The 24,705-nt window shown below is 72.5% G+C and carries 27 protein-coding genes and 1 pseudogene; 19 read left to right on the forward strand and 9 right to left on the reverse strand.

Annotation, left to right across the window (positions count from 1 at the left end; translation table 11 throughout):
- The 9 genes from ABD211_RS26445 to ABD211_RS26485 form a co-directional block, all read left to right on the forward strand.
- Nucleotides 1–804, forward strand: an 804-nt coding sequence (locus ABD211_RS26445; RefSeq protein ID WP_344137524.1) for a beta-ketoacyl synthase N-terminal-like domain-containing protein, incomplete at its 5' end; no start/stop codon positions are given.
- Nucleotides 805–960: 156 nt separating this feature from the next.
- Nucleotides 961–1,497: a beta-ketoacyl synthase chain length factor gene (locus ABD211_RS26450; protein ID WP_344137591.1), complete on the forward strand. Its 537-nt coding sequence runs from the start codon at nt 961–963 to the stop codon at nt 1,495–1,497.
- The gene (locus ABD211_RS26455) at nt 1,494–2,762 is read left to right on the forward strand and encodes a beta-ketoacyl-[acyl-carrier-protein] synthase family protein (protein WP_344137526.1); all 1,269 of its coding nucleotides are present in this window, start codon (nt 1,494–1,496) and stop codon (nt 2,760–2,762) included. The genes ABD211_RS26450 and ABD211_RS26455 overlap by 4 nt, the downstream gene beginning before the upstream one ends.
- On the forward strand, nt 2,759–3,826 hold the full coding sequence (hppD, locus tag ABD211_RS26460) for a 4-hydroxyphenylpyruvate dioxygenase (RefSeq protein WP_344137528.1): 1,068 nt from the start codon (nt 2,759–2,761) through the stop codon (nt 3,824–3,826). Before ABD211_RS26455 ends, hppD begins: the two co-directional genes overlap by 4 nt.
- Nucleotides 3,827–3,857: 31 nt before the next feature.
- Nucleotides 3,858–4,772 (forward strand): phytanoyl-CoA dioxygenase family protein, encoded by a 915-nt coding sequence (locus tag ABD211_RS26465; protein WP_344137531.1) that lies wholly within the window; start codon nt 3,858–3,860, stop codon nt 4,770–4,772.
- An 8-nt stretch (nt 4,773–4,780) separates the two neighbouring features.
- Complete coding sequence (locus tag ABD211_RS26470) at nt 4,781–5,569, forward strand: DUF3050 domain-containing protein (RefSeq protein WP_344137534.1); 789 nt, start codon at nt 4,781–4,783, stop codon at nt 5,567–5,569.
- A 29-nt stretch (nt 5,570–5,598) separates the two neighbouring features.
- Nucleotides 5,599–6,570, forward strand: coding sequence for a thiamine pyrophosphate-dependent dehydrogenase E1 component subunit alpha (locus ABD211_RS26475; RefSeq protein ID WP_344137594.1), 972 nt, complete (start codon nt 5,599–5,601; stop codon nt 6,568–6,570).
- A gap of 2 nt (nt 6,571–6,572) precedes the next feature.
- Complete coding sequence (locus tag ABD211_RS26480) at nt 6,573–7,541, forward strand: alpha-ketoacid dehydrogenase subunit beta (RefSeq protein WP_344137537.1); 969 nt, start codon at nt 6,573–6,575, stop codon at nt 7,539–7,541.
- A gap of 132 nt (nt 7,542–7,673) precedes the next feature.
- On the forward strand, nt 7,674–8,975 hold the full coding sequence (locus ABD211_RS26485) for a YibE/F family protein (RefSeq protein WP_344137540.1): 1,302 nt from the start codon (nt 7,674–7,676) through the stop codon (nt 8,973–8,975).
- Between the two features lie 82 nt (nt 8,976–9,057).
- Here ABD211_RS26485 and ABD211_RS26490 read toward each other — a convergent pair whose 3' ends face one another.
- The 3 genes from ABD211_RS26490 to ABD211_RS26500 all read right to left on the reverse strand — a co-directional run bounded on the left by ABD211_RS26490 (nt 9,058) and on the right by ABD211_RS26500 (nt 11,645).
- The gene (locus ABD211_RS26490) at nt 9,058–9,498 is read right to left on the reverse strand and encodes a DoxX family protein (protein WP_344137543.1); all 441 of its coding nucleotides are present in this window, start codon (nt 9,496–9,498) and stop codon (nt 9,058–9,060) included.
- 219 nt (nt 9,499–9,717) lie between these two features.
- Nucleotides 9,718–10,536 (reverse strand): Bax inhibitor-1/YccA family protein, encoded by an 819-nt coding sequence (locus ABD211_RS26495; RefSeq protein ID WP_344137546.1) that lies wholly within the window; start codon nt 10,534–10,536, stop codon nt 9,718–9,720.
- Nucleotides 10,537–10,580: 44 nt separating this feature from the next.
- Complete coding sequence (locus ABD211_RS26500) at nt 10,581–11,645, reverse strand: sporulation protein (RefSeq protein ID WP_344137549.1); 1,065 nt, start codon at nt 11,643–11,645, stop codon at nt 10,581–10,583.
- A gap of 201 nt (nt 11,646–11,846) precedes the next feature.
- On the opposite strand from ABD211_RS26500, the gene ABD211_RS26505 reads away from it, so the two are divergent.
- The 4 genes from ABD211_RS26505 to ABD211_RS26520 all read left to right on the forward strand — a co-directional run bounded on the left by ABD211_RS26505 (nt 11,847) and on the right by ABD211_RS26520 (nt 14,106).
- Complete coding sequence (locus ABD211_RS26505) at nt 11,847–12,245, forward strand: MerR family transcriptional regulator (RefSeq protein WP_344137552.1); 399 nt, start codon at nt 11,847–11,849, stop codon at nt 12,243–12,245.
- Nucleotides 12,246–12,354: 109 nt separating this feature from the next.
- Nucleotides 12,355–13,266, forward strand: a complete 912-nt coding sequence (locus ABD211_RS26510) for an SPFH domain-containing protein (RefSeq protein WP_344137555.1) — start codon at nt 12,355–12,357, stop codon at nt 13,264–13,266.
- A 5-nt stretch (nt 13,267–13,271) separates the two neighbouring features.
- Entirely contained in the window at nt 13,272–13,487 is a 216-nt protein-coding gene (locus ABD211_RS26515; protein ID WP_344137558.1) for a type II toxin-antitoxin system antitoxin, read from the forward strand.
- A 1-nt stretch (nt 13,488) separates the two neighbouring features.
- Nucleotides 13,489–14,106, forward strand: coding sequence for a GOLPH3/VPS74 family protein (locus ABD211_RS26520; RefSeq protein ID WP_344137561.1), 618 nt, complete (start codon nt 13,489–13,491; stop codon nt 14,104–14,106).
- 202 nt (nt 14,107–14,308) lie between these two features.
- On the opposite strand, the gene ABD211_RS26525 is transcribed toward ABD211_RS26520, so the two are convergent.
- On the reverse strand, nt 14,309–15,193 hold the full coding sequence (locus ABD211_RS26525; protein ID WP_344137564.1) for an ADP-ribosylglycohydrolase family protein: 885 nt from the start codon (nt 15,191–15,193) through the stop codon (nt 14,309–14,311).
- 99 nt (nt 15,194–15,292) lie between these two features.
- Between ABD211_RS26525 and ABD211_RS26530 the strand changes: the two genes are divergently transcribed.
- The 3 genes from ABD211_RS26530 to ABD211_RS26540 are packed head-to-tail and all read left to right on the forward strand — an operon-like array spanning nt 15,293 to nt 17,406.
- A complete protein-coding gene (locus ABD211_RS26530) occupies nt 15,293–16,042 on the forward strand; it encodes an SIR2 family NAD-dependent protein deacylase (RefSeq protein ID WP_344137567.1) in 750 nt (249 codons plus the stop codon).
- Entirely contained in the window at nt 16,039–16,617 is a 579-nt protein-coding gene (locus ABD211_RS26535; protein ID WP_344137570.1) for a GNAT family N-acetyltransferase, read from the forward strand. Before ABD211_RS26530 ends, ABD211_RS26535 begins: the two co-directional genes overlap by 4 nt.
- Before the next feature lie 57 nt (nt 16,618–16,674).
- Nucleotides 16,675–17,406, forward strand: coding sequence for a DUF7873 family protein (locus tag ABD211_RS26540; protein ID WP_344137597.1), 732 nt, complete (start codon nt 16,675–16,677; stop codon nt 17,404–17,406).
- Between the two features lie 402 nt (nt 17,407–17,808).
- On the opposite strand, the gene ABD211_RS26545 is transcribed toward ABD211_RS26540, so the two are convergent.
- Nucleotides 17,809–19,491: a peptidase M16 family protein gene (locus ABD211_RS26545; RefSeq protein WP_344137573.1), complete on the reverse strand. Its 1,683-nt coding sequence runs from the start codon at nt 19,489–19,491 to the stop codon at nt 17,809–17,811.
- 16 nt (nt 19,492–19,507) lie between these two features.
- Complete coding sequence (locus ABD211_RS26550) at nt 19,508–20,434, reverse strand: hypothetical protein (RefSeq protein ID WP_344137576.1); 927 nt, start codon at nt 20,432–20,434, stop codon at nt 19,508–19,510.
- A gap of 75 nt (nt 20,435–20,509) precedes the next feature.
- Here ABD211_RS26550 and ABD211_RS26555 point away from each other — a divergent pair, with 75 nt between their 5' ends.
- Together ABD211_RS26555 and ABD211_RS26560 are read left to right on the forward strand one after the other, a co-directional pair.
- Complete coding sequence (locus tag ABD211_RS26555) at nt 20,510–21,205, forward strand: SanA/YdcF family protein (protein ID WP_425560537.1); 696 nt, start codon at nt 20,510–20,512, stop codon at nt 21,203–21,205.
- 34 nt (nt 21,206–21,239) lie between these two features.
- A complete protein-coding gene (locus ABD211_RS26560) occupies nt 21,240–21,413 on the forward strand; it encodes a hypothetical protein (RefSeq protein WP_344137579.1) in 174 nt (57 codons plus the stop codon).
- Nucleotides 21,414–21,417: 4 nt separating this feature from the next.
- On the opposite strand, the gene ABD211_RS26565 is transcribed toward ABD211_RS26560, so the two are convergent.
- From ABD211_RS26565 to ABD211_RS26575, 3 genes are read right to left on the reverse strand one after another with little or no spacing between them, the layout of a single operon-like run.
- Nucleotides 21,418–22,956: an FtsX-like permease family protein gene (locus ABD211_RS26565; protein ID WP_344137582.1), complete on the reverse strand. Its 1,539-nt coding sequence runs from the start codon at nt 22,954–22,956 to the stop codon at nt 21,418–21,420.
- Nucleotides 22,953–23,642, reverse strand: coding sequence for an ABC transporter ATP-binding protein (locus ABD211_RS26570; protein WP_344137585.1), 690 nt, complete (start codon nt 23,640–23,642; stop codon nt 22,953–22,955). Before ABD211_RS26570 ends, ABD211_RS26565 begins: the two co-directional genes overlap by 4 nt.
- The gene (locus ABD211_RS26575) at nt 23,639–24,172 is read right to left on the reverse strand and encodes a PadR family transcriptional regulator (RefSeq protein ID WP_344137588.1); all 534 of its coding nucleotides are present in this window, start codon (nt 24,170–24,172) and stop codon (nt 23,639–23,641) included. Before ABD211_RS26575 ends, ABD211_RS26570 begins: the two co-directional genes overlap by 4 nt.
- Nucleotides 24,173–24,261: 89 nt before the next feature.
- Here ABD211_RS26575 and ABD211_RS26580 point away from each other — a divergent pair.
- Nucleotides 24,262–24,705: pseudogene (locus tag ABD211_RS26580) on the forward strand (hypothetical protein); the annotation flags it as partial.

The raw sequence follows: 24,705 nt of genomic DNA on the forward strand, positions 1-24,705 counted from the left end.
CGCACGGCGGCGGACTTCGCCGACGCGCTCGCGCGCCGGTGCGGGCTGGCCGACGAGGCGCGCGCGTACACGAGCGCGTGCGTGGCGGCGAGCACGGCCGTGGCGGACGTGGCCGCGATGCTCGCCCTCGGGCATGCGCAGCGGGTCGTCGTGGCCGGCGGGTACCTGGTCGAGGCGGATCAGTTCGCGGTGTTCGACGCGGGTCGGGCCATGGCCCGCGACGGGCGGGTGCGCCCGTTCAGCGCCGGCCGCGGGGGCCTGCTGCTCGGCGACGGGGTCGCCGCGATGGTGCTGGAGACACCGGCCGCGGCGGCACGCCGCGGGGCGCCGGTGCTCGGTCACGTAACCGGGTGGGGGCGGGCCGGCGACGCGTACCACGTGTGCCAGCCGCGCCCCGACGGCGCCGGCCTGGCCCGGGCGATCGGAGCCGCCCTGGCCCGCGCGGGGGTGGGCGCGGACGCGGTCGGTTACGTCGACGCGCACGGCGCGGGCACGGCCGCGGGCGGCGACGCGAAGGCGGCCGCGCTGGCCGCCGCCCTCGGCGACCGGGCCGCCACGGTGCCGGTGAGCTCGACGAAGTCGCTGCACGGGCAGGCCCTGGAGGCGTCCGGCCTGGTGGAGCTGATCGTCACGATCCTCGCGCTGCGGGCCGGCGCGTTGCCGGTCAACTCCGGATACCTCGGCCCGGATCCACAGTGCCCGCTCACCGTCGTCACCGAACCGGCCGGCACCGACGCCACCCACGCGCTGAGCCTCAACAGCGCCTTCGGCGGCGCCAACACGGCCTTGCTGGTGAGCGTATGAGCGAGCGTGAGCGAGCAAATCATCAGCTCAGGACGCCATGCCGGGGCCGTAGCGCAGCGGAGGCAACGGCATGAACGAGCGCATGCGAGCGAATCATCAGCTCAGGACGCCATGCCGGGGCCGTAGCGCAGCGGAGGCAACGGCATGAACGCCACGATGACGCGACTGAGCCTGCTCGGCGCGCTGGTCGACGCGGCGCAGGACGCCGGCCTCGCGGTGCACGCCGGCGCGGCCTGGCCCGCCGGGGACGGCGACACGCTGCCGGCCCTCGCGGGGTTCGTCGAGTCGACGTTCAGCCCGCTGGTCGCGGAGGTCGCGGCCCGGTGCCTGGCCGTGGCCGGGCGGGCGAGCGCCGACGCGCCCGACCGCACCGCGTTGGTGCTGCTGAGCCCGCTGGGCGACGTGACCACCGCGAGCCACCTCGCCCGCGCCGTCGACCGGGGTGAACGCGTCGGGCCACTGCTGTTCTTCCAGTCGGTGCCCAACGCGGTCGCCGGTCATGTGGCCGCCCGGTGGGGACTGCGCGGCCCGGTCGTGTGCCTGAGCGCCGACGCGCGCGGCGTGCGGGAGGCCGCGCTGCTCATCGCCGACGGCGATGCCGACTCCGCGCTGGTCATCGTCGCGGAACAGGGGCCGGCGGACCGCGCGGCGGCCGTCCTGGTCGCGCCCGTCACGGAAGGGGACCCGGAGTGAGTACCGCCGTCATCACCGGAATCGGGCTGGTCACGCCGGTCGGCAGCAAGCCGGCCGAGGTGTTCGACGCCCTGTGCGCCGGCCGTTCGGGCCTGCGCCTGCCGCCGGATCACCACCCGGTCGCCGGCGCCGCCGAGGTCGCCGGCATCGGCCCGGACCTGGACGCGACCGAGGTCATGCCGGCCACCGAGGCCCGCACGGTCGACCGCTACATCGTCATGGCCCTGCACGCGGCCCGCGACGCGCTCGCGGACGCCGGCCTCGAACCCGGACGCGACGTCGACCCGGAGCGCGTCGCGGCGGTCGTCTCGGGGACCGGCGGACTCGCCACATTGGAGTCGCAGGTCGTGCTCCGCACGGCCAAGGGCCGGGTCGGGGTCAGCCCGTACCTGTTGCCGGGGATGCTGCCCAACATGGGCGCCGCCCGGGTGGCGATCGCGCACGGCATCAGGGGCTTCACCTCGTCGGTCGGCACGGCCTGCGCGGCCGGCGCACAGTCGATCGGCGAGGGCCTGCGGCTCATCCGGGCCGGCGAGGCGGACGTGGTGGTGGCCGGGTGCAGCGAGGCGCCCCTGTTCGCCACGCTCGCCGACACGTTCGGCAACGCCCGGGCGCTGGCGCGGGGCTGGACGGCAGAACCGGAGCGGGCGTGCCGCCCGTTCGACCGGCGCCGCAACGGCCTCGTGCTCGCCGAGGGCGCCGGCGTGGTGGTCCTGGAACGGCCGGAGTTCGCGGCCGCGCGCGGCGCCACCGCCTACGCGGAGCTGCTCGGCTGGGGTGCCACCACCGACGCCCACCACCCGACGACACCGCGCCCCGACGGCGCGGGCGCCGCCTCGTGCATGCGGCGCGCACTCAACGACGCCGGCCTGACCAGCACGGACGTCGGCTACCTCAACGCACACGGCACCAGTACCAAGCTCGGCGACGCGGCCGAGGCGCTCGCGATCCGGACCGTGTTCGGCGCCGACGGGCCGCCCGTCAGCTCCAGCAAGGCGGTCACCGGACACATGCTCGGCGCGTCCGGGGTCGTGGAGGCGGCCGCGTGCGTCGAGGCCCTGCGCGCGCAACTGCTGCCCCCCACCCACAACCTCGACGACCCGGACCCGGCCTGCGAGCTCGACCACGTCCGCGCGGCGCCGCGCCCCGCCGCCGTCGCGTACGCCATGTCGAACTCGTTCGGATTCGGCGGCCACAACATCAGCCTCGTGTTCGGCCGACCGTCCCTCGGCCGGAACCGCCAGCCAGAAGGAGGCCGAGTATGAACATCCAGGGCATCGACCACATCGAGATGTACGTCGGCGACGCCCGGCAGACCGCGTACGTGCTGTGCGCGGCGTTCGGCTTCCGGGTGCGCGGGCAGGGCGGGCCGGAGACCGGCCTGGCCGGCCAGCGCTCGCTCCTGCTGGGCCAGGGCGACGTCCGGATCCTGGTCACCACGGGCCTGTCCGCCGACCACCCGGCGACCGGGTACGTGGCCCGGCACGGCGACGGGGTCGGCGTCATCGGGTTCGGCTGCGGGGACATCGTCGAGGCGTACGCGACGGCGGTCGCCGGCGGGGCCACGGGCCTGCGCCCGCCCACGGCGCACGGCGACGGGGTGAGCACCGCCGTCCTGTCCGGCTTCGGCGACGTGACCCACCGCCTCGTCCAGCGGGACGGCGCGACGGACCCGTTCCTGCCCGGAGCCATCGACATGATCGCGCCGGATCCCGACCACGGCGACGAGCTGCTGCAGCTCATCGACCACGCGGCGATCTGCCTGCCGGCCGGCGAGCTGCACGCCACCGTCGACTTCTACACGGACGCGTTCGGCTTCGGGGAGATCTTCTCCGAGTACATCGAGGTCGGCGAGCAGGGCATGGAGTCGCGGGTGGTGCAGAGCCCGTCCGGGGGCGTCACGTTCACCCTGATCCAGCCCGACACGACCCGCAACCGGGGCCAGATCGACGACTTCGTGTCCTGGCACGGCGGGGCCGGCGTGCAGCACCTGGCGTTCGCCACCGACGACATCGTCCGCGCGGTGCACACCTTCGCCGGCCGGGGCGTCGGGTTCGCGCGGCCGCCGGCGAGCTACTACGACGTGCTGCGCGAGCGGGTGGGCGACGTGGACGTGGACCGGCTGCGGGAGGCCGGGGTCCTGGTCGACCGCGACCACTGGGGCCAGCTGTTCCAGATCTTCACCCAGTCGCTGCACGTGCGGCGCACCTTCTTCGTCGAGCTGATCGAGCGGCACGGGGCGCGCACCTTCGGCAGCCGCAACATCCGCGCCCTCTACGAGGCCAAGGAGCGCGAGCTGGCCGCCCAGCGCGAGACCGCCTCTTCCTAGCCCGTACTCAATGGAGTTGGAGAAACCACCGATGACCAGCACCGCCCTGCCGGGATTGACCAGCGCGGACGCCGCGCTGCTGCCTACGGACGAGGAGGTCGCCGAGTACGCCACGCGCGGCTGGTACCTCACCCGCAAGCTGCTCACCGACGACGAGGTCGACGAACTCGTGGAGGCGAGCGAGAAGTTCTACGCGGGGGCGCGCGACCGGACGCTGCCGAGCCGGCCGAAGAAGCTGGCCTACTGGGAGCCGGAGCACGGGGCGGTGCAGCGGCACAACGACTACATCCACTACGAGTCGGACGCGATCGCGCGGATCCTGCGCAAGCCGATCATCGGCGCGGTGGCGGCGCGGCTGGCGCAGGCGGACGAGATCCGGATCTTCCAGTCGACGCTGATCTACAAGCCGCCGCGCCCGAAGGAGCCCACGAACGTGGTGCCGTGGCACTTCGACAAGCACTACTGGCAGTCGTCCACATCGGAGCGCATGCTCACCGCGTTCATCCCGATGCACGACTGCGACGAGGTCATGGGCACGATCACCATGGTCGACGGCAGCAACACCTGGACCGAGATCGGCGCCGACGACACGACCACGCGGCACTTCGCGGAGCGCGACAGGAGCGAGCTGGAGGACCTGCTCGCCCGCAACGCCGCGCACAACGGCGTCAGCGTCAACAAGATCCCGATGGTCATCCCCAAGGGACACATGAGTTTCCACCACTGCCGCACCTACCACGGCAGCGGGCCCAACCGGGGCGTAACACCGCGCCGGGCCATCTCCCTGCACCTGCAGGACGGCGAGAACGCCTACCGTCCCTTCGGCCTCGCCGGCGGCGGCATCGTCGAGTACAACCACGACACCCTGGTCCGGCGCACGCCGGACGGTCGGCCGGACTACGCCGACCCGGACTTCTGCCCCACCATCTTCCGCACCCCCGCCTAGGAGTCGCAATGTCGCGCTACGACTGGGGCACCACCCACCCCGGTATCGAACGCCTGCAGAAGGCCGTCGAGCCCGCCCGCCAGCGGGTGATCACCCACCCGCTCTACGCCAACCTCGACACCCACCCGGCGATCGTCACGTTCCTCGAGCACCACGTGTACGCCGTCTGGGACTTCATGTCCCTGCTCAAGTCGCTGCAGCGGAACCTGACGTGCGTCGAGGTGCCGTGGGTGCCGACGCCGCTGCCGGCCAGCCGCCGGCTCATCAACGACATCACCCTCGTCGAGGAGTCCGACGAACTGGGCGGCGGCTTCATCAGCCACTTCGAGCTCTACGTCCAGGGCATGGCCGAGGCCGGCGCGGACACCGGGCCGATCGGGGCGTTCATCGGCCAGATCCGGGCCGGCACGCCCGTGGACGCGGCGCTCACCCGCGCCGGTGTGCCGTCGACCTCGGCGGACTTTGTCCGCAGCACGTTCGCGTTCATCGCGACCGCGTCCACGCACCGGCAGGCGGCGGCGTTCGCGTTCGGCCGCGAGGACCTCATCCCCGACATGTTCAACCAGGTCATCGCCGTCAAGGAACAGGGTCACAACCTGGGGCTGTTCGTCGACTACCTGGCCCGGCACATCGAGGTCGACGGGGAGGAGCACACGCCCATGGCCATGCAGATGCTCGCCGACCTGTGCGGCGACGACGAGTTCAGGTGGCAGGAGTGCGCCGACACGGTCAACGACGCGCTGTCCGCGCGGGTGCTGCTGTGGGACGGCATCCTGTCCGCGATCAAGCAGGGTTGACACCTTTGGCGGGTACGACGTGGGAGCAGGTGGCCGGGGTCACCCCGGCCGCCCTGTACCGGACGGTCCGGCTCATCCGGCGGTTCGAGGAACGGGCGATCGAGCTGGTGCGCAGCGGCGACATCGTCGGCGGCATCCACCCGTACATCGGGCAGGAGGCGATCGCGGCGGGCGTCTGCGCCGCGCTGCGACCTGACGACCTGATCACCAGCACGCACCGGGGGCACGGGCACGTGCTCGCCAAGGGGGCCGACCCGGCGCGGATGATGGCCGAGCTGACGGGGCGGGTCACCGGGCTCAACCGGGGGCGGGGCGGGTCGATGCACGCGGCCGACCTGTCGCTGGGGGTGCTCGGGGCCAACGGGATCGTGGGCGCGGGCGGGGCGATCGCGGCGGGTGCGGCGTGGGCCGCTTCCCGGCTGGGTCCGCCCCGGGTGGCCGTCAGCTTCTTCGGGGACGGGGCGGTCAACCAGGGCGTGCTGCTGGAGGCGTTCAACCTGGCCGCGCTGTGGCGGGTGCCGGTCGTGTTCGTGTGCGAGAACAACGGCTACGCCACGACGCTGACCGTCGCCGACGCGGTCGCCGGCGGGATCTGCGACCGGGCGGCCGCGTTCGGCATCCCGGCCGTGTCGGTCGACGGGATGGACCCGCAGACCGTGCTCGAAGCGGCGGCCCCGCTGGTGGCGGCGGCCCGGGCCGGGTGCGGGCCGCAGTTCCTGGAGTGCCACACGTACCGCTTCGACGCGCACCACACGTGGGAGCACAAGGCGCGGCCCCGGTACCGGTCCGCTGAGGCTGTCGCGGCCGGACGGTCGCGCGATCCGGTCGACATCCAGGGTGCGCGCCTGGACGCCGCCGACAGGCTCGCCGTCGACAACGAGATCGAGCGGGTGATCGCCGAGGCGGTCGCGTTCGCGCTCATCAGTGCCGCGCCGTCGCCGGTCGACGCGACCGAGCACCTCTACGCCACCGGACTCCGTCCCCGCCCGGGAGCCAGCTGACCATGACGATCCTGTCCTACCTCAAGGCGCTCGGCCGGGCGCTGGGCGACGAGATGGCCCGCGACGAGCGGGTCTGCGTGCTCGGCGAGGACGTGCGGGTCGGCGTGTCCAACGTGACCAACGGGCTGCTCGACCGGTTCGGCCCCGACCGGGTGCTCGACACCCCGCTGTCGGAGCAGGCGTTCACCAGCTTCGCCACCGGGGCGGCGCTGCTGGGGATGCGGCCCGTCGTGGAGTTCCAGATCCCGTCGCTGCTGTTCCTCACGTTCGAGCAGATCGCCAACCAGGCGCACAAGTTCTCGCTGATGACGGGCGGGCAGGCGCGGGTGCCGGTGACGTTCCTCGTGCCGGGGTCGGGGTCGCGGCTGGGCTGGGCGGGGCAGCACTCCGACCACCCGTACAGCCTGTTCGCGCACGTGGGAGTCAAGACGTGCGTGCCCGCGACGCCGTCGGACGCCTACGGTCTGCTCGCCTCGGCGATCCGCGACGACGATCCGGTGATCGTGTTCGCGCCGGCCGGGGCGTTGGGCCTGCGCGCCGATCTCGTTCTTTCGTCGCTGGCGCCGGTGCCGTTGGGCGTCGGGCGGGTGGCCCGGCCGGGCTCGGACGTGACGGTGGTGGCCGTGGGGCACCACGTCACCGACGCGCTCGCGGTCGCCGACGACCTGCGCGGGGACGTGTCCGTCGAGGTGTTCGACCCGCGCACGGTGTACCCGTTCGACTGGGCCGGGCTGGCCGCGTCGCTGGAGCGCACCGGTCGGCTCGTGGTCATCGACGACTCCAACCGGATGTGCGGCCTCGGCGCCGAGATCGTGGCCACGGCGTCGGAGGAGATGCGCCTGGTCGCGCCGCCCCGGCGGGTCTCGCGGCCCGACGGCACCGTGCTGCCCTTCGCGGAGGCCCTCGACCGGGCGCTGCAACCTAACCGCGCCCAGCTCACGGCCGCGATCCAGGCGGTCGTAAAGGACTGAAACCGGGCACACCGGCACGGCCCGCCGGACGGGTCGGGCGGTCGCTGGCAAGATGACCGTACCCGGCGTGCCGCCGGGCCGCTGGTGCGCGTCGCCGGCGGTGACCAGCCACGACGGATAGCGAGGCACGCCGTGCGCGATGACCGGCAGCGGGGCGGGGCACCCCACTCCCACTCCCACGCCCACAGCCATGACCACGGGGACCTGCCGGCGGCCCCGCGCCGCACCGTGCGCCTCACGGCGGCGGTGCTGGTGCCCGCCGCGCTGTGCACCATCCTCGCGATGATCATGCTGTGGCCGCGCGGCGCCGAGCCCGCCCCGGATTCGCCCGACGCGCCACGCGTGGCCGGGCAGGTGCTCGCCATCGGCCTGACCCCGTGCCCGCTGCCGCCCGGCGGCGGCGCCGCCTCGCCCTCGGCGCCGACCCGGTGCGGCACCGTGACCGTACGGCTGGCCGACGGCAAGGTCGTCACGACCGACATCCCGGGCGGGCCGGGCGCGCCCCACGTCGAGGGCGGCGACCGGGTCATCCTGATCTACCTGGAAGACGCCATGAGCGGAACGCCGTACCAGATCGTCGACCACGACCGGGGCCGGGCGCTGTGGATGCTGGCGGCCGCGTTCGCGCTCGCCGTGATCGCGTTCGGCCGGTGGCGCGGACTCGCCGCGCTGGCCGGGCTCGCCGTGACGTTCGGCGTCCTGCTGCTGTTCGTGGTGCCGGCCATCCTCGACGGCGCCTCGCCGCTGCTCGTCGCCATCGTCGGCGCCGCGGCGGTGATGCTCGTCGTGCTGTACCTGACCCACGGCCTGTCGGTCACGACCTCCATGGCGGTGCTCGGCACGCTGGTCAGCCTCGTGCTCACCGGGCTGCTGTCGGCCGGGGCCACCGCCGTCACCGAACTGACCGGCGTCTCCAGCGAGGAGGCCAGCTTCCTGACGCTGAGCTTCCCCGACGTGAACATGCACGGCCTGCTGCTCGCCGGCATCCTCATCGGGTCGCTGGGCGTGCTCGACGACGTGACCGTCACGCAGGCGTATACGGTGCGCGAGCTGGCCCACGCCAACCCGGGCCTGGGCTTCACCGACCTGTACCGCCGGGCGGCGCGGGTCGGCCGCGCCCACATCGCGTCGGTGATCAACACGATCATCCTGGCGTACGCCGGCGCGTCGCTGCCGCTGCTGCTGCTCATCGCGGCGGGCAACCGGCCCCTGGGCGAGGTGCTGACCAACCAGCTGATCGCCGGGGAGATCGTGCGCAGCATCGTGGGCACGGTCGGCCTCATCGCCGCCGTGCCGATCACCACGGCCCTGGCCGCCCTGGCCATCCGCGGGGGCACGCCGCCGCCTGCGGTGCGCCGCCCCCGGCGCCCGGACCGGCTGGAACTCGCCTGGGACCTCGACGACAGCGGCGCGTCGGCGGTGCGGCACCCGTGAGGCGGGTCAGTCGCGCGACGAGGGCGGCGCCGCTTTGACGCGCGGCTGAGGGCCCCCGATCCAGGGGGCCCTCAGCCGTCGGTCAGGCGCCCGCCTCCGACGGTTGCGGTGCCGCCGGCGACCGGTTCGCCGCGATGAGCGCGTCCAGCGACCAGGGGCCCGCGCCCGTGGCCACCAGCAGCAGGAACGACCAGGCGAACATCGCGGCCAGCTCGCCGCCGTTCTGGATCGGCCAGAGGGCCTCGCCCGCGTGCACGGTGAAGTACGCGTACGCCATCGAGCCCGAGGCCAGTACGGCCGCGATCCGCGTGCCCAGTCCGATCATGACCAGGGCGCCGCAGACGAGCTGGATGAGCGCCGCCCACCAGCTGGGCCAGACACCGAACTCCACCGCCTTGCCGGTGCCGCGCGCCCCACCGAAGACGCCGAACAGCGACGACGCGCCGTGAATGAGGAACAACAGGCCGACCACGATGCGGAACAGTGACACCACGGGTCCGTTGAGCCGGTTGATCAGTTGCATGTAGGTCACCCTCCCCAGGGAGCGCCCGGCGCGACTGTGCCGCGGGGACCGGACGACATCGCTCCAACTCACGCATCGTGGAGTGATGAAGTTCAATGTATCGAAGCGATGGGGATCACAGCAGGGATGACTGGACACTGTGCGAAACAGTGCCTATGTGTGTCCGCGCCCGGCGGCCGCTTGCTGCGGCCCGCCGGGCGCGGACAGCGATCGTCCCGGTCAGTCTTCCTGGAAATAAGAGATGAGGCGCAGCATCTCCAGGTAGAGCCAGACGAGCTCGACGAGGATGCCGAACGCGCCCAGCCAGCCGTACTTGCGGGGCAGGCCCGCGGCGATGCCCTCCTCGATCTGGGCGAAGCAGACCACGAACATCAGCGCCGCGACCACGATGCAGACGAGCGAGAAGATGATCGCGATGCCGCCGCCGTCGCGCAGCGGGCCGGCGGAGCCGGTGAACAGCGAGATGCCGAAGTTGACCAGCATCACCACGGCCAGACCGGCCGACGCGCCGATCACGATCTTCATGAACTTGGGCGTCGCGCGGATGATCCGGGCCTTGTAGAGGGCGGCCATCACGAAGAAGACGCCCAGGGTGGCGATCACCGCCTGCAGGACGATCCCGTTCCACCTGGTCTCGAACGCCTTGGACACCGCGCCGAGGAACACACCCTCCACGAGGGCGTAGCCGATCAGCACCACCGGGTTGGTGACCTGAGCGAACGAGATGACCAGGCCGAGGACGAGGCCGACCAGCATGGCCGCGATCCAGGTGACGGACAGCGCCTGCAGCGGCACCACAACCCAGGTGACCGCCGCGGCGGCCACGGCCGTGCCGAGCAGCGTCAGGGTCTTGACCACGACGTCGTCGATGGTCATCACGTCGCCGGTGGTCAGCGGCGGCATGTTGTCGTAACCGGTCGGCTGGCCGTAGCCGGGGTCACCGTAGGTCTGGCCGCCGTAGGAGTACGGCTGGGCGGGGGCCGCCCCCTGGTAGCCGACCGGGGTGAGCCGGGCGAGCACCGGGTTGGAGGTTTTCATGCGGGTCGTCGTCCTTTCACGGGGGTCAGCACAGTACCGCGTACTCAGAACTCACCGAAGTCGCCGCCGAAGTCCTCGAAGCCGGCGTCCGCGATCCCCGGGTCCTCGAACCCGGCGGCGGAGGCGGCGTCGGCGATATCCGGCTCGAACGCGTCACCGATCATGTCGCCGATCATCATGCCGCCGAGGAAGCCCAGCGCGGCGCCGCCGACACCCACCGCGAGGGCGCCGGCCATGGACGGCTTGCCGTGGTAACCGGAGTACTTGTAGTTGTGGTGGCCGTGATGGGCGTGCCCGTGCCCGTGGTGGCCCTGCTGCTGCAGGAACGCGCCCGCGCCGACGCCCGCGGCCGGCGCCTGGTTGAGCTTGACCAGCGCGTTGACCAGCCACCGGTCGACCTCGCCGCTCCAGCCGCCCTCCGTGTTGGACAGGCGCGTGATGTCGTCGGCCGACAGCACGTACCGGTCCGGGGTGCCAGGGCCGGCGGCGAGCTCCGCCAGCACCGTCAGGCCGGCGTTGCCGCCGATGAGGGTGAAGGTGAGCTGCGGGATGTGCGGGCCGGGCCGCTGCCCGTCGGGGACCGGCGCCCAGAACGTGATCGCCTGCGCGGCCGCGACCGGCAGCCCGGACAGCTGGCCGGGGCGCAGCTCGTTGCGCGCGAACCGGCACCCGATGAGGCCCAGCGTGTCCATCACGCGCTGGTGCGCCTCGGCGGCCTCGACGCCCAGCGGGTCGAAGTCGCCCTTCGCGCTGCCGGACGCGACCGCGACCTCGGTCCGCACGCCCAGGCGGATGCCGGGCAGGTTCTGCCCGTACAGCACCGTGAACGGGGTGTAATCCGGCAGCGGGACGCTGAACGGCACCTGCTGCTGCGACCCGGCGGCGAGGTGGATCCCGCCCGCCACGGGGAACCGGGCCAGCTCGACCTCGCCGGCCGGGCCGGACGCCACGAGGTAGAGGTTGATGGCCGCGATGTCCGTGTCCGACTTGGCGCGCAGGTTCACCTGGCCCCCGAGGTGTCCCCCGGCGGTGGCGGGGTGCGGCGGCAGCACCGTGTCGACGTCGACGCCGCCGAGGCCGAGGCTGGCCAGAAGCTTCTTGAAGACCATCAGATTCCTTCCTGGGTGTCAGTGCGTTGCGAAGTGACCCGGGGTCGGATGGCGGCGCGCGCCGCGGTGAAGGTGGCAGCCGGTGTGGTGTCCCGGTTAGCCTGCTCATCGGGCTTGCGGGCGCTGGTCGTAAGGCCGGTAGGCTCAGCCACGAGCGCGACACTAGCACGTGCGGCTGTACGGTTGGGGAAGGAGCGGACGGTGGCGGGCTTGATGCGCATCGGTGAACTGGCCGCCGCGGCGGGCGTCTCCAACCGCACCGTCGACTTCTACACCAACCTCGGCCTGATCCACCCCGCCGAGCGCACCGCCGGCGGCTACCGCCTCTACGACCCCGGCACCGTCGACCTCATCGGCACCATCCGGCAGCTGGAGGCCTCGGGCCTCGCGCTGGAGGACGTGGCGAGGCAGTTCGCCAGCGCGTCCACCAGCGACCTCACCAAGGTCGTCGCCTCGCTGGGGCAGGACGTCGAGGCGCTGCGCACGCTCGCCGAGTCGGCCGGGTCGGCCGCCAACGGCGCGGCCGCCACCCTCGCCATCCGCGCCCACCACCTGATCACCCTGGCGTCCGAGCTCCTCAGCGCCATGCCCCACGGCTAGCGCGCCGCTCCCGCTCCCTTCACATGGATCCCGGCGCGGCACCCGGCTCTTGGAAAAGTGATATCACTTTGATAGTGTCTGGACATCACCCCCACCCAAGGAGCCCGCCATGACCGAACACCTCGATCTGCCCGCCCCACAGGTTCGCGAGCGCCTCGCCCGGGGCACCTCGGGCTGGCCGGTCGTCGCCCTGTCCCTCCTGGTGATCGTCCTCAGCGTCGCCGTGTTCGTCATCGGCGTGCGGCAGGAGGGCGCCGCAGCGGTCGCGAGCCTCATCGGCCTCAGCCTCGTGCTGGCGCTGGCCGCCCTGGGCACCGCCGCCGGCCTCACCCCCGTCTCGCCCGGCGAGGCCCGCGTCCTGCAACTCCTCGGCCGCTACACGGGAACGCTGCGCACCGAGGGACTCCGCTGGGTCAACCCGCTCACCGCCCGGCGCAAGGTCTCCACCCGCATCCGCAACCACGAAACGGATGTACTCAAGGTGAACGACGCCGACGGCAACCCCATCGAGATCGCCGCCGTCGTCGTCTGGCAGGTCGAGGACACCGCCCGGGCGATCTTCGAGGTCGACGACTTCATCGAGTTCGTCGCCATCCAGACCGAGACCGCCGTGCGGCACATCGCCAACAGCTACCCCTACGACTCCCACGACACGGCGCAGATGTCCCTGCGCGACAACGCCGACGAGATCACCGCCCGGCTGTCGGAGGAGATCGGTGTGCGGGTGGCCGCCGCGGGCGTGAAGATCATCGAGTCGCGGCTGACCCGCCTCGCGTACTCGCCCGAGATCGCCCACGCGATGCTGCGCCGGCAGCAGGCGAACGCCATCGTCGCGGCCCGCTCCCGCATCGTCGAAGGCGCGGTGGGCATGGTCGAGATGGCGCTGCTCCGCCTCGCCGAGAACCACGTCGTCGATCTCGACGAGGAGCGCAAGGCCGCGATGGTCAGCAACCTGCTGGTGGTCCTGTGCGGCGACCGGGACGCCCAGCCGGTGGTCAACGCGGGCACCCTCTACGCCTAGACCCCATGCCCCCCGAACGGAAGAAGCTCCTCCTCCGCCTCGACCCCGCCGTCCACGACGCGCTCGCGCGCTGGGCCGCGGACGAGTTCCGCAGCACCAACGCCCAGATCGAGTACCTCCTGCGCAGGGCCCTCGCCGACGCCGGCCGCCTGCCCGGCGGAGTCGGTCGGATGCGCGGACCCGGCAGGCCCTCCGCCACCCCCGAGCCGGAAGAAGAATGACGTGGCCGCACCCGCCAGCCTCCCCCAACGCGTCTTCATGCTGGCCTACGACCCCGACAAGGGCAGGGTCCGCTTCGTGATCACCCTCGGCGCCATGCTGCGCGCCGCCGCGCTGGCCGACCTCTATGTCAGCGGCCACCTCGCCGACGAACGCGACCGTCCCGCCGTCAAGGGCCGGCGCCCCTGCGACGATCCGGTCCTCGACGCGCTCCTCGACGAGATCGCCGGCTCGAAGCCGCGCAGCTGGCAATCCTGGATCAGCAGGCGTCAGCGCGCCACGGTCGGCGCCGTGCGCCAGCAGCTCAGCGACGGCGGTTGGGCCCGCCTGGAACCCCGCAGGTTCCTCGGGCTGTTCCCCACGACCAGGGTGACGATGCGCGACCCCCGCGCCCGCAAGGAACTTGTCCGCCTGGTCAGCGGCGCCCTGCGCGACCCCATCGGCAGGGTCGATCCCCGCGACGCCGCACTCGTGGCCATCCTCTCCACAGGCAACGTCAGTCTCGTCCTAGACCGCAGAACCAGAGCCACGAACAAGCGGCGCATCGAGGAACTCACCAGGCTCACCGGCCCGATCGCCCCCGCCCTACGCACCTGGATGCAGAACGCCGAAGTCGGCTAGTCACCTCCTGAATCTCGGAGCGGCCGCCGAGCAAGCCGGCGTTTGGACCGTTACGCAGCGAATTCCGCGCCGAGTTCCTGGCGTAACGGTCCAAACGTTGGCAGGTCGGATCACCTGGACAGTCACCCGGCGCCGAACGCCGGCCTTCCGGCCGGCGGATCCGCTTCGCGCAGATCCGCCGGGCCGACATAGGGGTACGTGATCATCGTGGTGCAACCGACGAAGGCAGCGGTTCACACGCCGAAAGCCACGTCGCCGGGACGGCGGTCAACCCGGTCCGGCCCGCCACGATCCCGCCGACGATGGCGCACGTCGTGTCGACGTCGCCGGCGCCGGACGCCGTGGCCCACAGCGCCTCGACGAGGTCGTCGAGGTGGCGGGCCGCGCACCACAGGGCGTACGGCACGGTGTCCGGCGCGGAGATCTGCCGACCGCTGCCGACCTCGCCCGCGATCCACCGGGGGTCGTGGGTCAACGGCCGGTCGACGACCCGACGCAGCCGGGACGCGACCTCGCTCGGCGGGGTGACGGCCAGCACGCCCGCCAGCAGTTCGTCACCCGCGACGCCCGAGACCGCGAGCGCGGTCGCCGCCGCGACCGCGACCGCACCGGCGGCAGCCTCCGGGTGGGCGTGCGTGACCTCGGCGGACAGCCGCGCCTGAGCCACGGCCAGAGCGAGGTCGTCGGCGAAGTACGCACCGAGCGGCGCCACCCGCATGGCGGCGCCGTTGCCCCACGAGCCCTGCCCGTCGAACTGTCGCCCGGTGACGCCCCGCCACGGTTCCCCGTCGTGGATCGCCTTGAGGACGCCGTGCATGGACGGGCCGTAGTTGCGGTAGGGATCGTCGTCGTAGGCGGCGGCGAGCCGCGACGCGAGCCGGTCCTGGTCGACCTCGCCGCCGTCGCGCAGCTCCGCGTAGAGGCAGACGGCCTGGGCGGTGTCGTCCGTCCACGGCCAGGGCGCGGGCGCGAGTACGCGCCCGGTCAGCTGGCGGTCTACGTCGGCGGCCGGGCGGAAGAACCAGGTCTCGCCGAACGCGTCGCCGAGCGCCAACCCGCGCAGGGAGTCGAAGGCGGCAGTACGCATCCGAGGATGCTCGCAGCCGGCGCCCATCACCGTCGACCGAGATAGTGGACCGGCGAAATCGATCGCCCGGCGGGACCGCAGGTCCTAGCCTCGGTGGTCATGACCATCACGACGCCCGCGTGGGCACGCGACGTCACGCGCGTCGCGGTGCTGACGGGAGCGGGCATCTCCACCGCCTCGGGGATCCCCGACTACCGGGGACCGGACGGGGTGTGGACCCGCGACCCGGGTGCCGCCGAGGCGTTCACCTACGACCGGTTCCTCGCGGACGCGTCCGTGCGGGCGCGGTTCTGGCGCACCTACCACGGTCATCCGGCGTGGGACGCCCGGCCCAACGCGGCGCACGAGGCGCTCGCCCGGCTCGACCGCGCGGGCATCGCCGTGCGCGTACTCACTCAGAACATCGACGGCCTGCACCAGCTCGCGGGCCTGGCACCGCGCAAGGTTCTCGAGCTGCACGGCACGATGCGGACGACCCGGTGTGTCGGGTGTCGCGCCCGCACGCCGACGGAGGAGGTCGCCGCGCGGGCAACCGCCACCGAGCCACGATGTCCCACCTGCGGCGGGATCCTGAAGCTCGACACGATCCTGTTCGGCGAGAACCTCGACGGTCAGGTCCTCGCGCAGGCCGCGTCGATCGCCAAGGCGTCGCCGCTGTTCCTCGCCGTGGGCAGCTCGCTGCTCGTCGAGCCGGCCGCGTCGCTGTGCCGGGTCGCCGTGGAGCACGGCGCGCGGCTGGTCATCGTCAACCGCGACGCGACGCCCTACGACGACCTGGCCACCGAGGTGATCCGCGCCGACGTGACAGAGGTCGTGCCCACCATCGTCGGCTGGCTGACGACGCCGTGAGACGCGCCCTGACCACCCCGCCCATCATCGTGCCCGGCACGCTCGCGGCCGCCGGCCAGCCGACGCTCATCGCCGGTGGCGCGATCGTCCTGCGCCCCTGGCGCGACGAGGACGCGCCCGCGTTCCTCGCCGCCTACCAGGATCCGGCGATCCGGACGTGGCACACGCGGCAGCCGGCGTCGCTGACGCAGGTGTACGAGTGGTTCGCCGCCTACCGCGAGGACTGGGCACGGGAGGCGGGCGCATGCTGGGCCGTCACCCGCGACGGCGTCGAGGTGCTCGGTCGGATCGCCCTGGGCAGCATCGACCTCAACGACGGCGTCGCGGGGTGTGGGTACTGGACGGTCCCCGCCGCCCGCGGCGCCGGCGTGGCCCCACGCGCGCTCACCGCGTTGAGCGCGTGGACGCTCGGCCCGGCCGGCTTCCACCGGCTGTACCTGGAGCACTCGACCCGCAACGGGGCGTCCTGCCGCGTCGCCACGAAGGCGGGCTTCGCGCTGGAGGGCACCCAGCGCAGCGCCGCCGTGCACGCCGACGGCCGCCATGACATGCACCTGCACGCCAGGATCCGGTGAATCGGGTTGCCGCCGCTTGACCGCCACGACTACGGTGCAGCGGTCGAAAGGGTCATGATGCCGAAGCTGAACCAGATCATCGCCGTGGAGAAGGGCGTCAAGAGCCGGTCACTGCAGGAGCTGACCGAGGCGCACCACGCCGTGCAGAAGCCCGCGCTGCTGTCCGGCATCGCGCGCACGTACCAGCCGAAGGACGAGGAGGGCGAGCAGCTGCCGCCCGAGTCGACCAAGGTGCAGGTGCGCACGGAGGACGTGATCCGGCAGGTCACCGCGACGCTGACCCGGCTGTTCGACGTGACCGCGACGAAGGACGCCACCAACCGCGTCGCCGTCGCGGACGTGGTGGTCGACGGGCGCACGCTGCTGTCCGACGTGCCGGTGCCGTACCTGCTGTTCCTCGAGAAGCAGCTCACCGACCTGCACACGTTCGTCAAGAAGCTGCCGGTGCTCGACGCCGCGGAGTCGTGGGTGTTCAACGACTCGGCCGACTGCTGGTCGACCGAGCCGGTGCGCACGATCCGCACCAAGAAGGTGCCGCGCAACCACGTGAAGGCCGAGGCGACCGAGAAGCACCCGGCGCAGGTCGAGGTGTACTACGAGGACGTGCCCGTCGGCTACTGGACGACCGTGAAGTTCTCCGGCGCGCTGCCCGCCAAGCGGGTCTCGGAGCTGCTGGAGCGGGTCGAGAAGCTGCAGCAGGCGGTCAAGTTCGCCCGCGAGGAGGCCAACGGCGTGGAGGCGGTCGACCGCAAGGCCGGCGAGACCGTGCTCGCCTACATTTTCGGGTAGCCGACAGACTCCCCCGTCGGGAGCGACGGGGGTGCGCAAGAAGCGCAAAGCTGAAACTGAGGTTCAGTCTGACACCGTGGTGACAGTGCGGGTTCGAGCCCCGCCCCCCGCACACGACGCGCGGGGGTAGCCCAACTGGCAGAGGCAGCCGCGTCAACCACAGACTCTCGCTCCAGGCTCAGCATTCGCCGCCGAGTGCCATCTCGACCGCAGGTGGGACCTTGCTTCTGGGATGTGGGTTCGACTCCCATCCGCCGCTTTCACACGCGGCGGTGGCTCAATGGCAAAGCACAGGGCACTCAAACTGATCCACCTGCTTAAAGGCCGTTGGTACGCGCAATTGGGCGGCAAAGCGGGGGCCCGGGACTGGACATGTCCCGGGCCCCACCTACGTACGGCCCGCTACCAACGGCCGAGTGTCGTACGTCGGATCCACAGCACGGCGCTCAGCATGACAGCCCAGACGCCGAACAAGATCGACGGCTCGTTGACGAAGGCGGCGACACACAGGCCGAGGAGCACGACCAACACCGCGGGAACCGCATAGTTCAGGTACGCGCCACGGTTCCACCACGCCTGTCTGAGGCGCTGCAGACCTCGCCGCGCGGCGGCGCCCAGCCGCCGCGCGCGGATGCGCCATACGGTCAGCCGGCGCACGGTCGGGATCTCGTCCGCGGCCCGGGTGGGCATCGCGATGGTGAGACCTGTGGGCAGGCGCGCGTCGAGGGCCGCCACAGCCTTGACCCCCGCGACGTACAACGTCGGCTCGATACGCACCTGGATGCCGTCGCGACCCACGAGGTGCCGACCGCCGTCCGGCCAGGCGAGCACGCCCGAGCACGCGTCGAAGAGCACCGTGCGCGGCCCGCCACGGGACTCGACGGTCACCCCGTCGTCCGCGATCACCAGGGAGGCGTCCGGGTAGTAGGACCGGTGCCGGGTGCCCAGCACGGCGAACCGCGAGAACTGCGGTGTCTCCTCGAAGCCGGCGCGCTCCATGAGGTGACCGTGGGGCACCGCCACCAGCAAGGTTCGCCATGCCCGACCAGCGATCTCCGTCACCTGAGCCGCGGTGACGGCGGCGAGCGCCTCCCGCTGGACGGACAGGTCCGTGACCGGGTGTCCACACAACACGTCGACGGCAAGGCGCGGCAACCATTTCGCCGACCGTTCCGCCTCCGCCAACGCGTCCGACAGCCGCGCGACCGCCCCGTCCACGTCGGCCTGCCCGACGCCGACCGACATGGCGTTCAGCGTGGTGACGAACTGGTCCACCGCGACCCGTTGGTTCTTCACGAGCGTGTCCGCGACGGCCACCACGGACGCGTCGCCGCCGCCCCAGGTCTCGTAGGCCGTCGCCACGGTGTAGGACAGCGCCGCGTCCTGGCGCATCTGACCGAAGAGCGTCCGCTCCAGGACCTCGGCGTACACGCGCGCGGCAGGCCCTCGCGGGACCAGCGCCTGAGCGGCCACGGCGTTCATGCCCACGTTGACGTACGCAGGTGTGGCGGGTAGGACCTGTACGGCCGGCGGCAGCGGCCGCCGTTGTCCCTCCGGCAGCTCCAGTTCGAGGCCGGACGGGACGCCGGCACCGGCGATCCACAGGATCACGTTGTCGCGGTTGAACCAGGTGCGCACCCAGTCGCGGACGTCGTCGCCAGCGATCGCGGGCAGACCCCACTCAGGGTAGCCGCCCAGCCCGAACGTCGCGGCCCCGTGCCGTTCGACGGCGAGCACCTCGCCCAGGCTGCCGGAGGAGTTGCGGGTCACCGCCTCCGTGGCCAGGATCTCCTTCTCCGCGGTCAGCCGCCACATCGGTAGGTCGCGCAGCGAGGCGCACACCCCATTGAGGAAGCGCACGACCTGCTCCTCGGTGCCCTGCATGTGAAAGTGTGTGGCGGTCGCGTCGGTCGAGCCGTTGTAGTGGTGGTCCGCGGCCCCGTGCTGGAAGAGCGCGAGGTGCTCCACCAGATGCGTGATGCCCCGCAACGGAAGTGTCTCGTCGGCGATGCCGACGCGGAAGGTCAACCCTGCCCGCATCGGCCCGTCGGCCTTCACGAAAAGGGTGGGGATGCCGCTGGTCAACGATTCGATGATCACGTTATCGGCCCAACGCTGCGTAGCGAGCTTTGCGGAAGGCGGCAGCGTCACTGAAGTCGAACATCTGCCACGGGTATGAGGAGAAGGTGTTGCCGAGCGCGGCGAAGTGCGGGCGCGCCGCGTCCTTGTCGAGCTGGACGACAAAGCTGGCCGCGAGCAGGCTGTGCGCGGCCACCCATCCGTGCTGCGGTTGGAAATCCGCGTGAAGAATCCGCGCCGACGCGACGTCGAGGTCCTCGCGTATCTCGGCGGCGTTGACGTGGCCGTGGTCGTAGTCGAACCTGGCCTCCAGGTACCCCTCCCCTACGACCGCACCGCAGATCCCGCCGTCGGGCGTCTGGGTGAGGCACTCCCGCGTGAACTCCCGCACGGCCTTGAAGTCGCCACCCCATTTGGGGCACAGCTGCTGGACCAGCTTGCGCTGCGCGGCGAACGGTGCCGCGCAGCTCTCCGCAGCCTTCGCGTACCGGCGCCGCGCCTCCGGCAACCCGAAGCCCAGGCCGCGAGCGGTGTCGAGGCGGAACGTCCAGGCCGCGGTGCTGCCGGGCTGGACGGCGGTCACGTCGCTCAGCAACCGGTCGGCGCGGTAGAGGTACTCGTGGAAGAGCGCGAACTGTTCCCGCCCCACGTACTGCGCGCGATAGCTTGACCGCACCTTCCAGCCCACGATGATGAGATGGGCACCGAGCAGGAGGCGGGGCAGCGGGTCTTCCCGGTGAGTGTCGACCATGAGCTGGAGCCACCGGCCAATGCCGCGGATCTGGCTGACCATGGTCACGGCCGTGGTGGCGTCAAAGCCGGGCGGGAGGGCGTCGAAGTACCTGGACACGGCGGCCCAGTCGCGCGCCTTTGCCGCGGTCCGCAACGGACGCAGGTCCGGATAGACAGCGTGCAGTGCCGAGCGCACGGGGATGATCAACGACAGCACGGCGGAGATAGTACGTGATCATCTGGGGCACGGCTGCCCTGCCCGATGGTTGCCGCAGGGTGACATGCTGGGCGCGTGCCCGATGAGAAGAAGCGCTGGTGGCGTCGCCGCCGCACCTGGCGGTTGGTCGCCCTCGTCGCGATGCTCGGCGTCACGCTCGGCGCGCTGACCACGCTTGGCAGCACCATCTGGGTGCGCACCGCCGCCGACGGACATATCTACTCGGAGCGGGACGTTCCCGCCGCGCCGGTCGCCCTGGTGCTCGGCGCCCAGGTCTACGCCGGCGGCCAACCGTCCCCGTTTCTCGCGGCGCGCCTCGAGCTCGCCCGCCGGCTGCTGGAGGCCGGCAAGGTGAAGGTCCTCCTCCTCTCCGGCGACCACATGCGTTGGGAGTACTCCGAACCGGACGCGATGCGCGCGTGGCTCCTCGAACACGGCGTCCCGGACAGCAGGATCGTGCGGGACTACGCCGGTTTCGACACGTACGACTCGTGCGCCCGGGCATCGCGGATCTTCGGCGTGAACCGGGCGATCGTGGTGACCCAGAGCTACCACGTGCCCCGCGCGGTCACCGTGTGCCGCCGGCTCGGCCTCGACGTGGACGGCGTCGGCGACGAGACGGTGAAGCAGTTCACGACGCCGTGGCGGATCAGCTCCACCCGAGAGTACGGGGCCTGCGTCAAGGCCGTGTTCGACGTCGTCTCCGGCCGCGACCCGGTGCACCTGGGCCGCCACGAGACCGGCGTGGAGGACGCGCTGCGGATGGCGTGACCCGCACCCGCGCAAACCCCACTGGCCTCACTTCGTGATCACGGTCGGGGACACCCGTGTCCGGGTGGGGCGCCTGCGCACGGCGTGCGGGCCGTTGCCCGGGGGCACGACCCGACACGTCGACGTGCACTACGCGATCCGCTACCTCGACGGCTGGCAGGTGTGGGTCGCCGAGCTCCCCTGCGTGAACCCGGCGTTCCAACCCTGACGGCCTACACCGCGCGCAACTCGGTCAGGTCGGTGGCCGGACGCAGGAACAGCAGGCCCACGGCCACGGTGAGCGCGACCGCCGCGAGCGTGCCGGCACCGAGCAGGGCCAGATGCGCGAACGGCACCGGCGTCGCCCGGACGAACTCCGGCACCCATACCTCGACCAGCTTCGTCGAGCCCGGCTCCTCGCACGCCGACCAGTCGCCGCCGACGCAGATGGTGTTGTCGTAGCCGCCGCTGCGGGCCTCGTCGCCGAACGCGCGGGCCAGGGCGCCGCCCACGGTCAGCGCGAGGACGACGGCGGGCACGGCCGGCGCCAGCGCCTGCAGCAGCGCCGCCCGGGCCAGGACGCGGCGCGGCACGCCGGTCGCGACGAGCGAGGCGTAGGCGCGCCGTCGGGACACGATGCCCTCGGCCACCGCGACGAGCATGGCGGCTGCTGACAGGCCGACGGCAACCGCGACCACCCCGTCGACCAGGGTGAACGCCGTAGCGTGGAAGTCCGCCCGGCCGTCGGGCAGGTACTGCTCGCCCTGCGCCTGCGCGGACCAGCGGTTGCTGTCCGCCTCGACCGCCATGATCGTCATGATGTGCGCCCGCAGCCCGGCGGCGCCCGCGCCGAACAGGACGCCGACGAGCAGCACCGCGAAGACGCGGCTGCCCGACCACGGGTCGGCCATGAGCCGCCGCGCGGCCAGCAGCGCGGCCGGGCCCCGCCCGAACCGCAGCAGCACCCGCCCGGTGGCCGCCGAGATCCACCCGGTGCCGAAGACCAGCCCGCAGGTCCCGGCGAGCACCCCGGCGAAGAACTGGACGGGCAGCACCCAGTCGGGCAGGTCGGGCGCCCACCGGGCGACGGCCTGTCCACTACCGACCAGCGCGACGCCGATGCCCATGAGCAGACCCACCCAGACCCGCGGCGACCGCCGCCGCACCTGCCGGGCGATCCCGTACGGCGTGAACGCCACCCGCCGCAGCAGCAGCGCCGCGACGCCGGTGGCCAGCAACGGCAGGCCGAGGACGATGGCGACGAGCGCCCACGCCGGCGGGACCACGTCGGTGGGCAGGAGCAGCCGCCCGTCGGCGTCCGGACGGTGCAGCACCCGGCGCCCGACCAGGTAGAGCGCGAGCCCGGCGACGGAACCGAGGCCGCTGGCCACGCCCGTCTCGGCGGCGGCGACCAGCACCGCCTGGCCCGGCGTCGCGCCGGCCAGCCGGATGGTGGCCAGGCGCCGGTCGCGCGCCGGGGCACCGAGCCGGCCGCACTGCCCGGCCAGCGCCAGCACGGGGATGGTCAGCAACGCCAGCGCCATGATCACGCCGGGCCGCAGGCCGGGCTCGACGAGCACCTGCAGCCGGTACTGCCGGGCCCAGGTCTCGCTGCCGCCCGAGGAATCGCCGAGGTGCGGGATCGTCGCGACGGCGGCCGCGAGCACGAACAACAACGTGGCGAGCGCCGCGCTCGCGGCGGTCAGCACCACCCGCAGCGTGTCGGTCCGGCTGCCGGCCAGGGCGAGCCGCGCGAGCGTGGTCGGCCTCATCGCGCCGCCTCGCTGACGAGCCCGAGGCCCGACGCGTCGACCCGGCCGTCGCGCAGGCACAGTTCGCGGTCGGCGTACCCGGCGACGCGGGCGTCGTGGGTGACCAGGATGACGGTCGTGCCCTGCTCGCGGGCGAGCCGGGTGAGGTGACCGAGAACCTGCTCGCCCGCGAGGGTGTCCAGCGCCCCGGTGGGCTCGTCGGCGAACAGCACCCGCGGCTCGGTGACGAGCGCGCGGGCCAGCGCGACGCGCTGCTGCTGGCCGCCGGAGACCTCACCGGGGCGCTGGTCGGCCAGGTCGCGCACGCCCAGCCGGTCGAGCCACGACAGCGCGGCGGTGCGCGCCTCCCGCCGCCCCGTGCCGGCGAGAAGCAACGGCAGCGCCACGTTCTCCGCGGCTGTCAGTTCCATGACGAGCTGTCCGAACTGGAAGAGCACGCCGAAGTCCGTGCGGCGCAGTCGGGCGCGGGCCGCCTCGGACAGGTCCGAAACCCGCTGGTCGCGGTAGATGACCTCACCCCCGTCGGGCCGCATGATGCCGGCCAGGCAGTGCAGCAGCGTGGACTTGCCGCAGCCGCTGGGCCCGGTGACGGCGAGGATCTCGCCCTCGTCCACCGCGACGCTGACCCCGCGCAGCGCGGGCGTCGCGCCGTACGAGCGGACGAGCGACCGACCTTCGATGATCATTTCTGGTCTCCCCCGAGGGTGGCGACGCGTTCCAGGGTGGTGGTGAGCCACCGCAGATCCGCGTCGAGGTGGGCGATGGCGTAGTCCGCGCCGATCACGTCGGCGAAGGCGGCGTCCGCGTCGGTCTTCGCCGCGGTCAGCTCGCGCAGCCGGGCGGTGTGCGCCTGCCGCTGCGCGGTGAGGTACGCCCGCGCGCGCTCCGCGTCGTCGACGAGGAGCGCCACGGTGACCTTGGCGAGCAGCGTGCTGGTGACGAACGGCGCGGGCGGGTCGACCTGGTCGAGCCAGCCGGCCAGCTCCGCCCGGCCCGACCCGGTGATCTCGTACGACGTCCGTTCGGGCCCGCCGGCCCGGTCGTGCCCGGCCTCGGCCGCGAAGCCGTCCCGGACGAGCCGGCCCAGGGTGGTGTAGACCTGCGCGAACGCCACCGGACGGGCACGCGGCAGGTGCTCGTCGTGGGACCGCTTCAGGTCGTACCCATGCTTGGGTCCGGTCGACAGCAGGCCGAGCAGGACGTGGGGCATGGACATGACCCCACTATGTACTCAGTTAATAGTCACCGTCAAGAGGCGGCGAAATCGCGTTGTCCGCCGCCATGGCCTACGCGACCATCGGGGACATGCGGGTCACCTTCCAGCGCATCCCCGATCACCAGCGCGGCTTCGCGCTGGTGGAGCGCGACGACGGGGTGACCTACCGGCTGGACGGCGGGCCGGTCACCGCCCACCTGCCGCACGACCTCGTGCACTTCACCGTCGAGCGCACGCTCGGCATCGCGGACGGCATCTGGGGTTCGATCGCGGCCGGCGTGGTGTTCCGCAGCATGCACCACCACAGCGGCCGTCGCCAGCCGCACGCCGCCGACAGGTCCGCGGCCCTCATCCGGGCCAACCGCGACCGCCTGCAGCGCGCCGAGCTCATCGGCGGCTTCGTGGAGCGCGTCGCCGAGACCCCCGGCGCGACGCCCGCCAGCATCGGCCGGTTCGCCCGGCTCTACCTCGCGAACCTCCCCGGCGACCAGCTCCACCTCGACCGGGTGCCGGCCGCCGCGGCGGCCCTGCGC

Origin of the sequence: Luedemannella flava (assembly GCF_039528515.1) — a bacterium.
Classification (GTDB): domain Bacteria; phylum Actinomycetota; class Actinomycetes; order Mycobacteriales; family Micromonosporaceae; genus Luedemannella; species Luedemannella flava.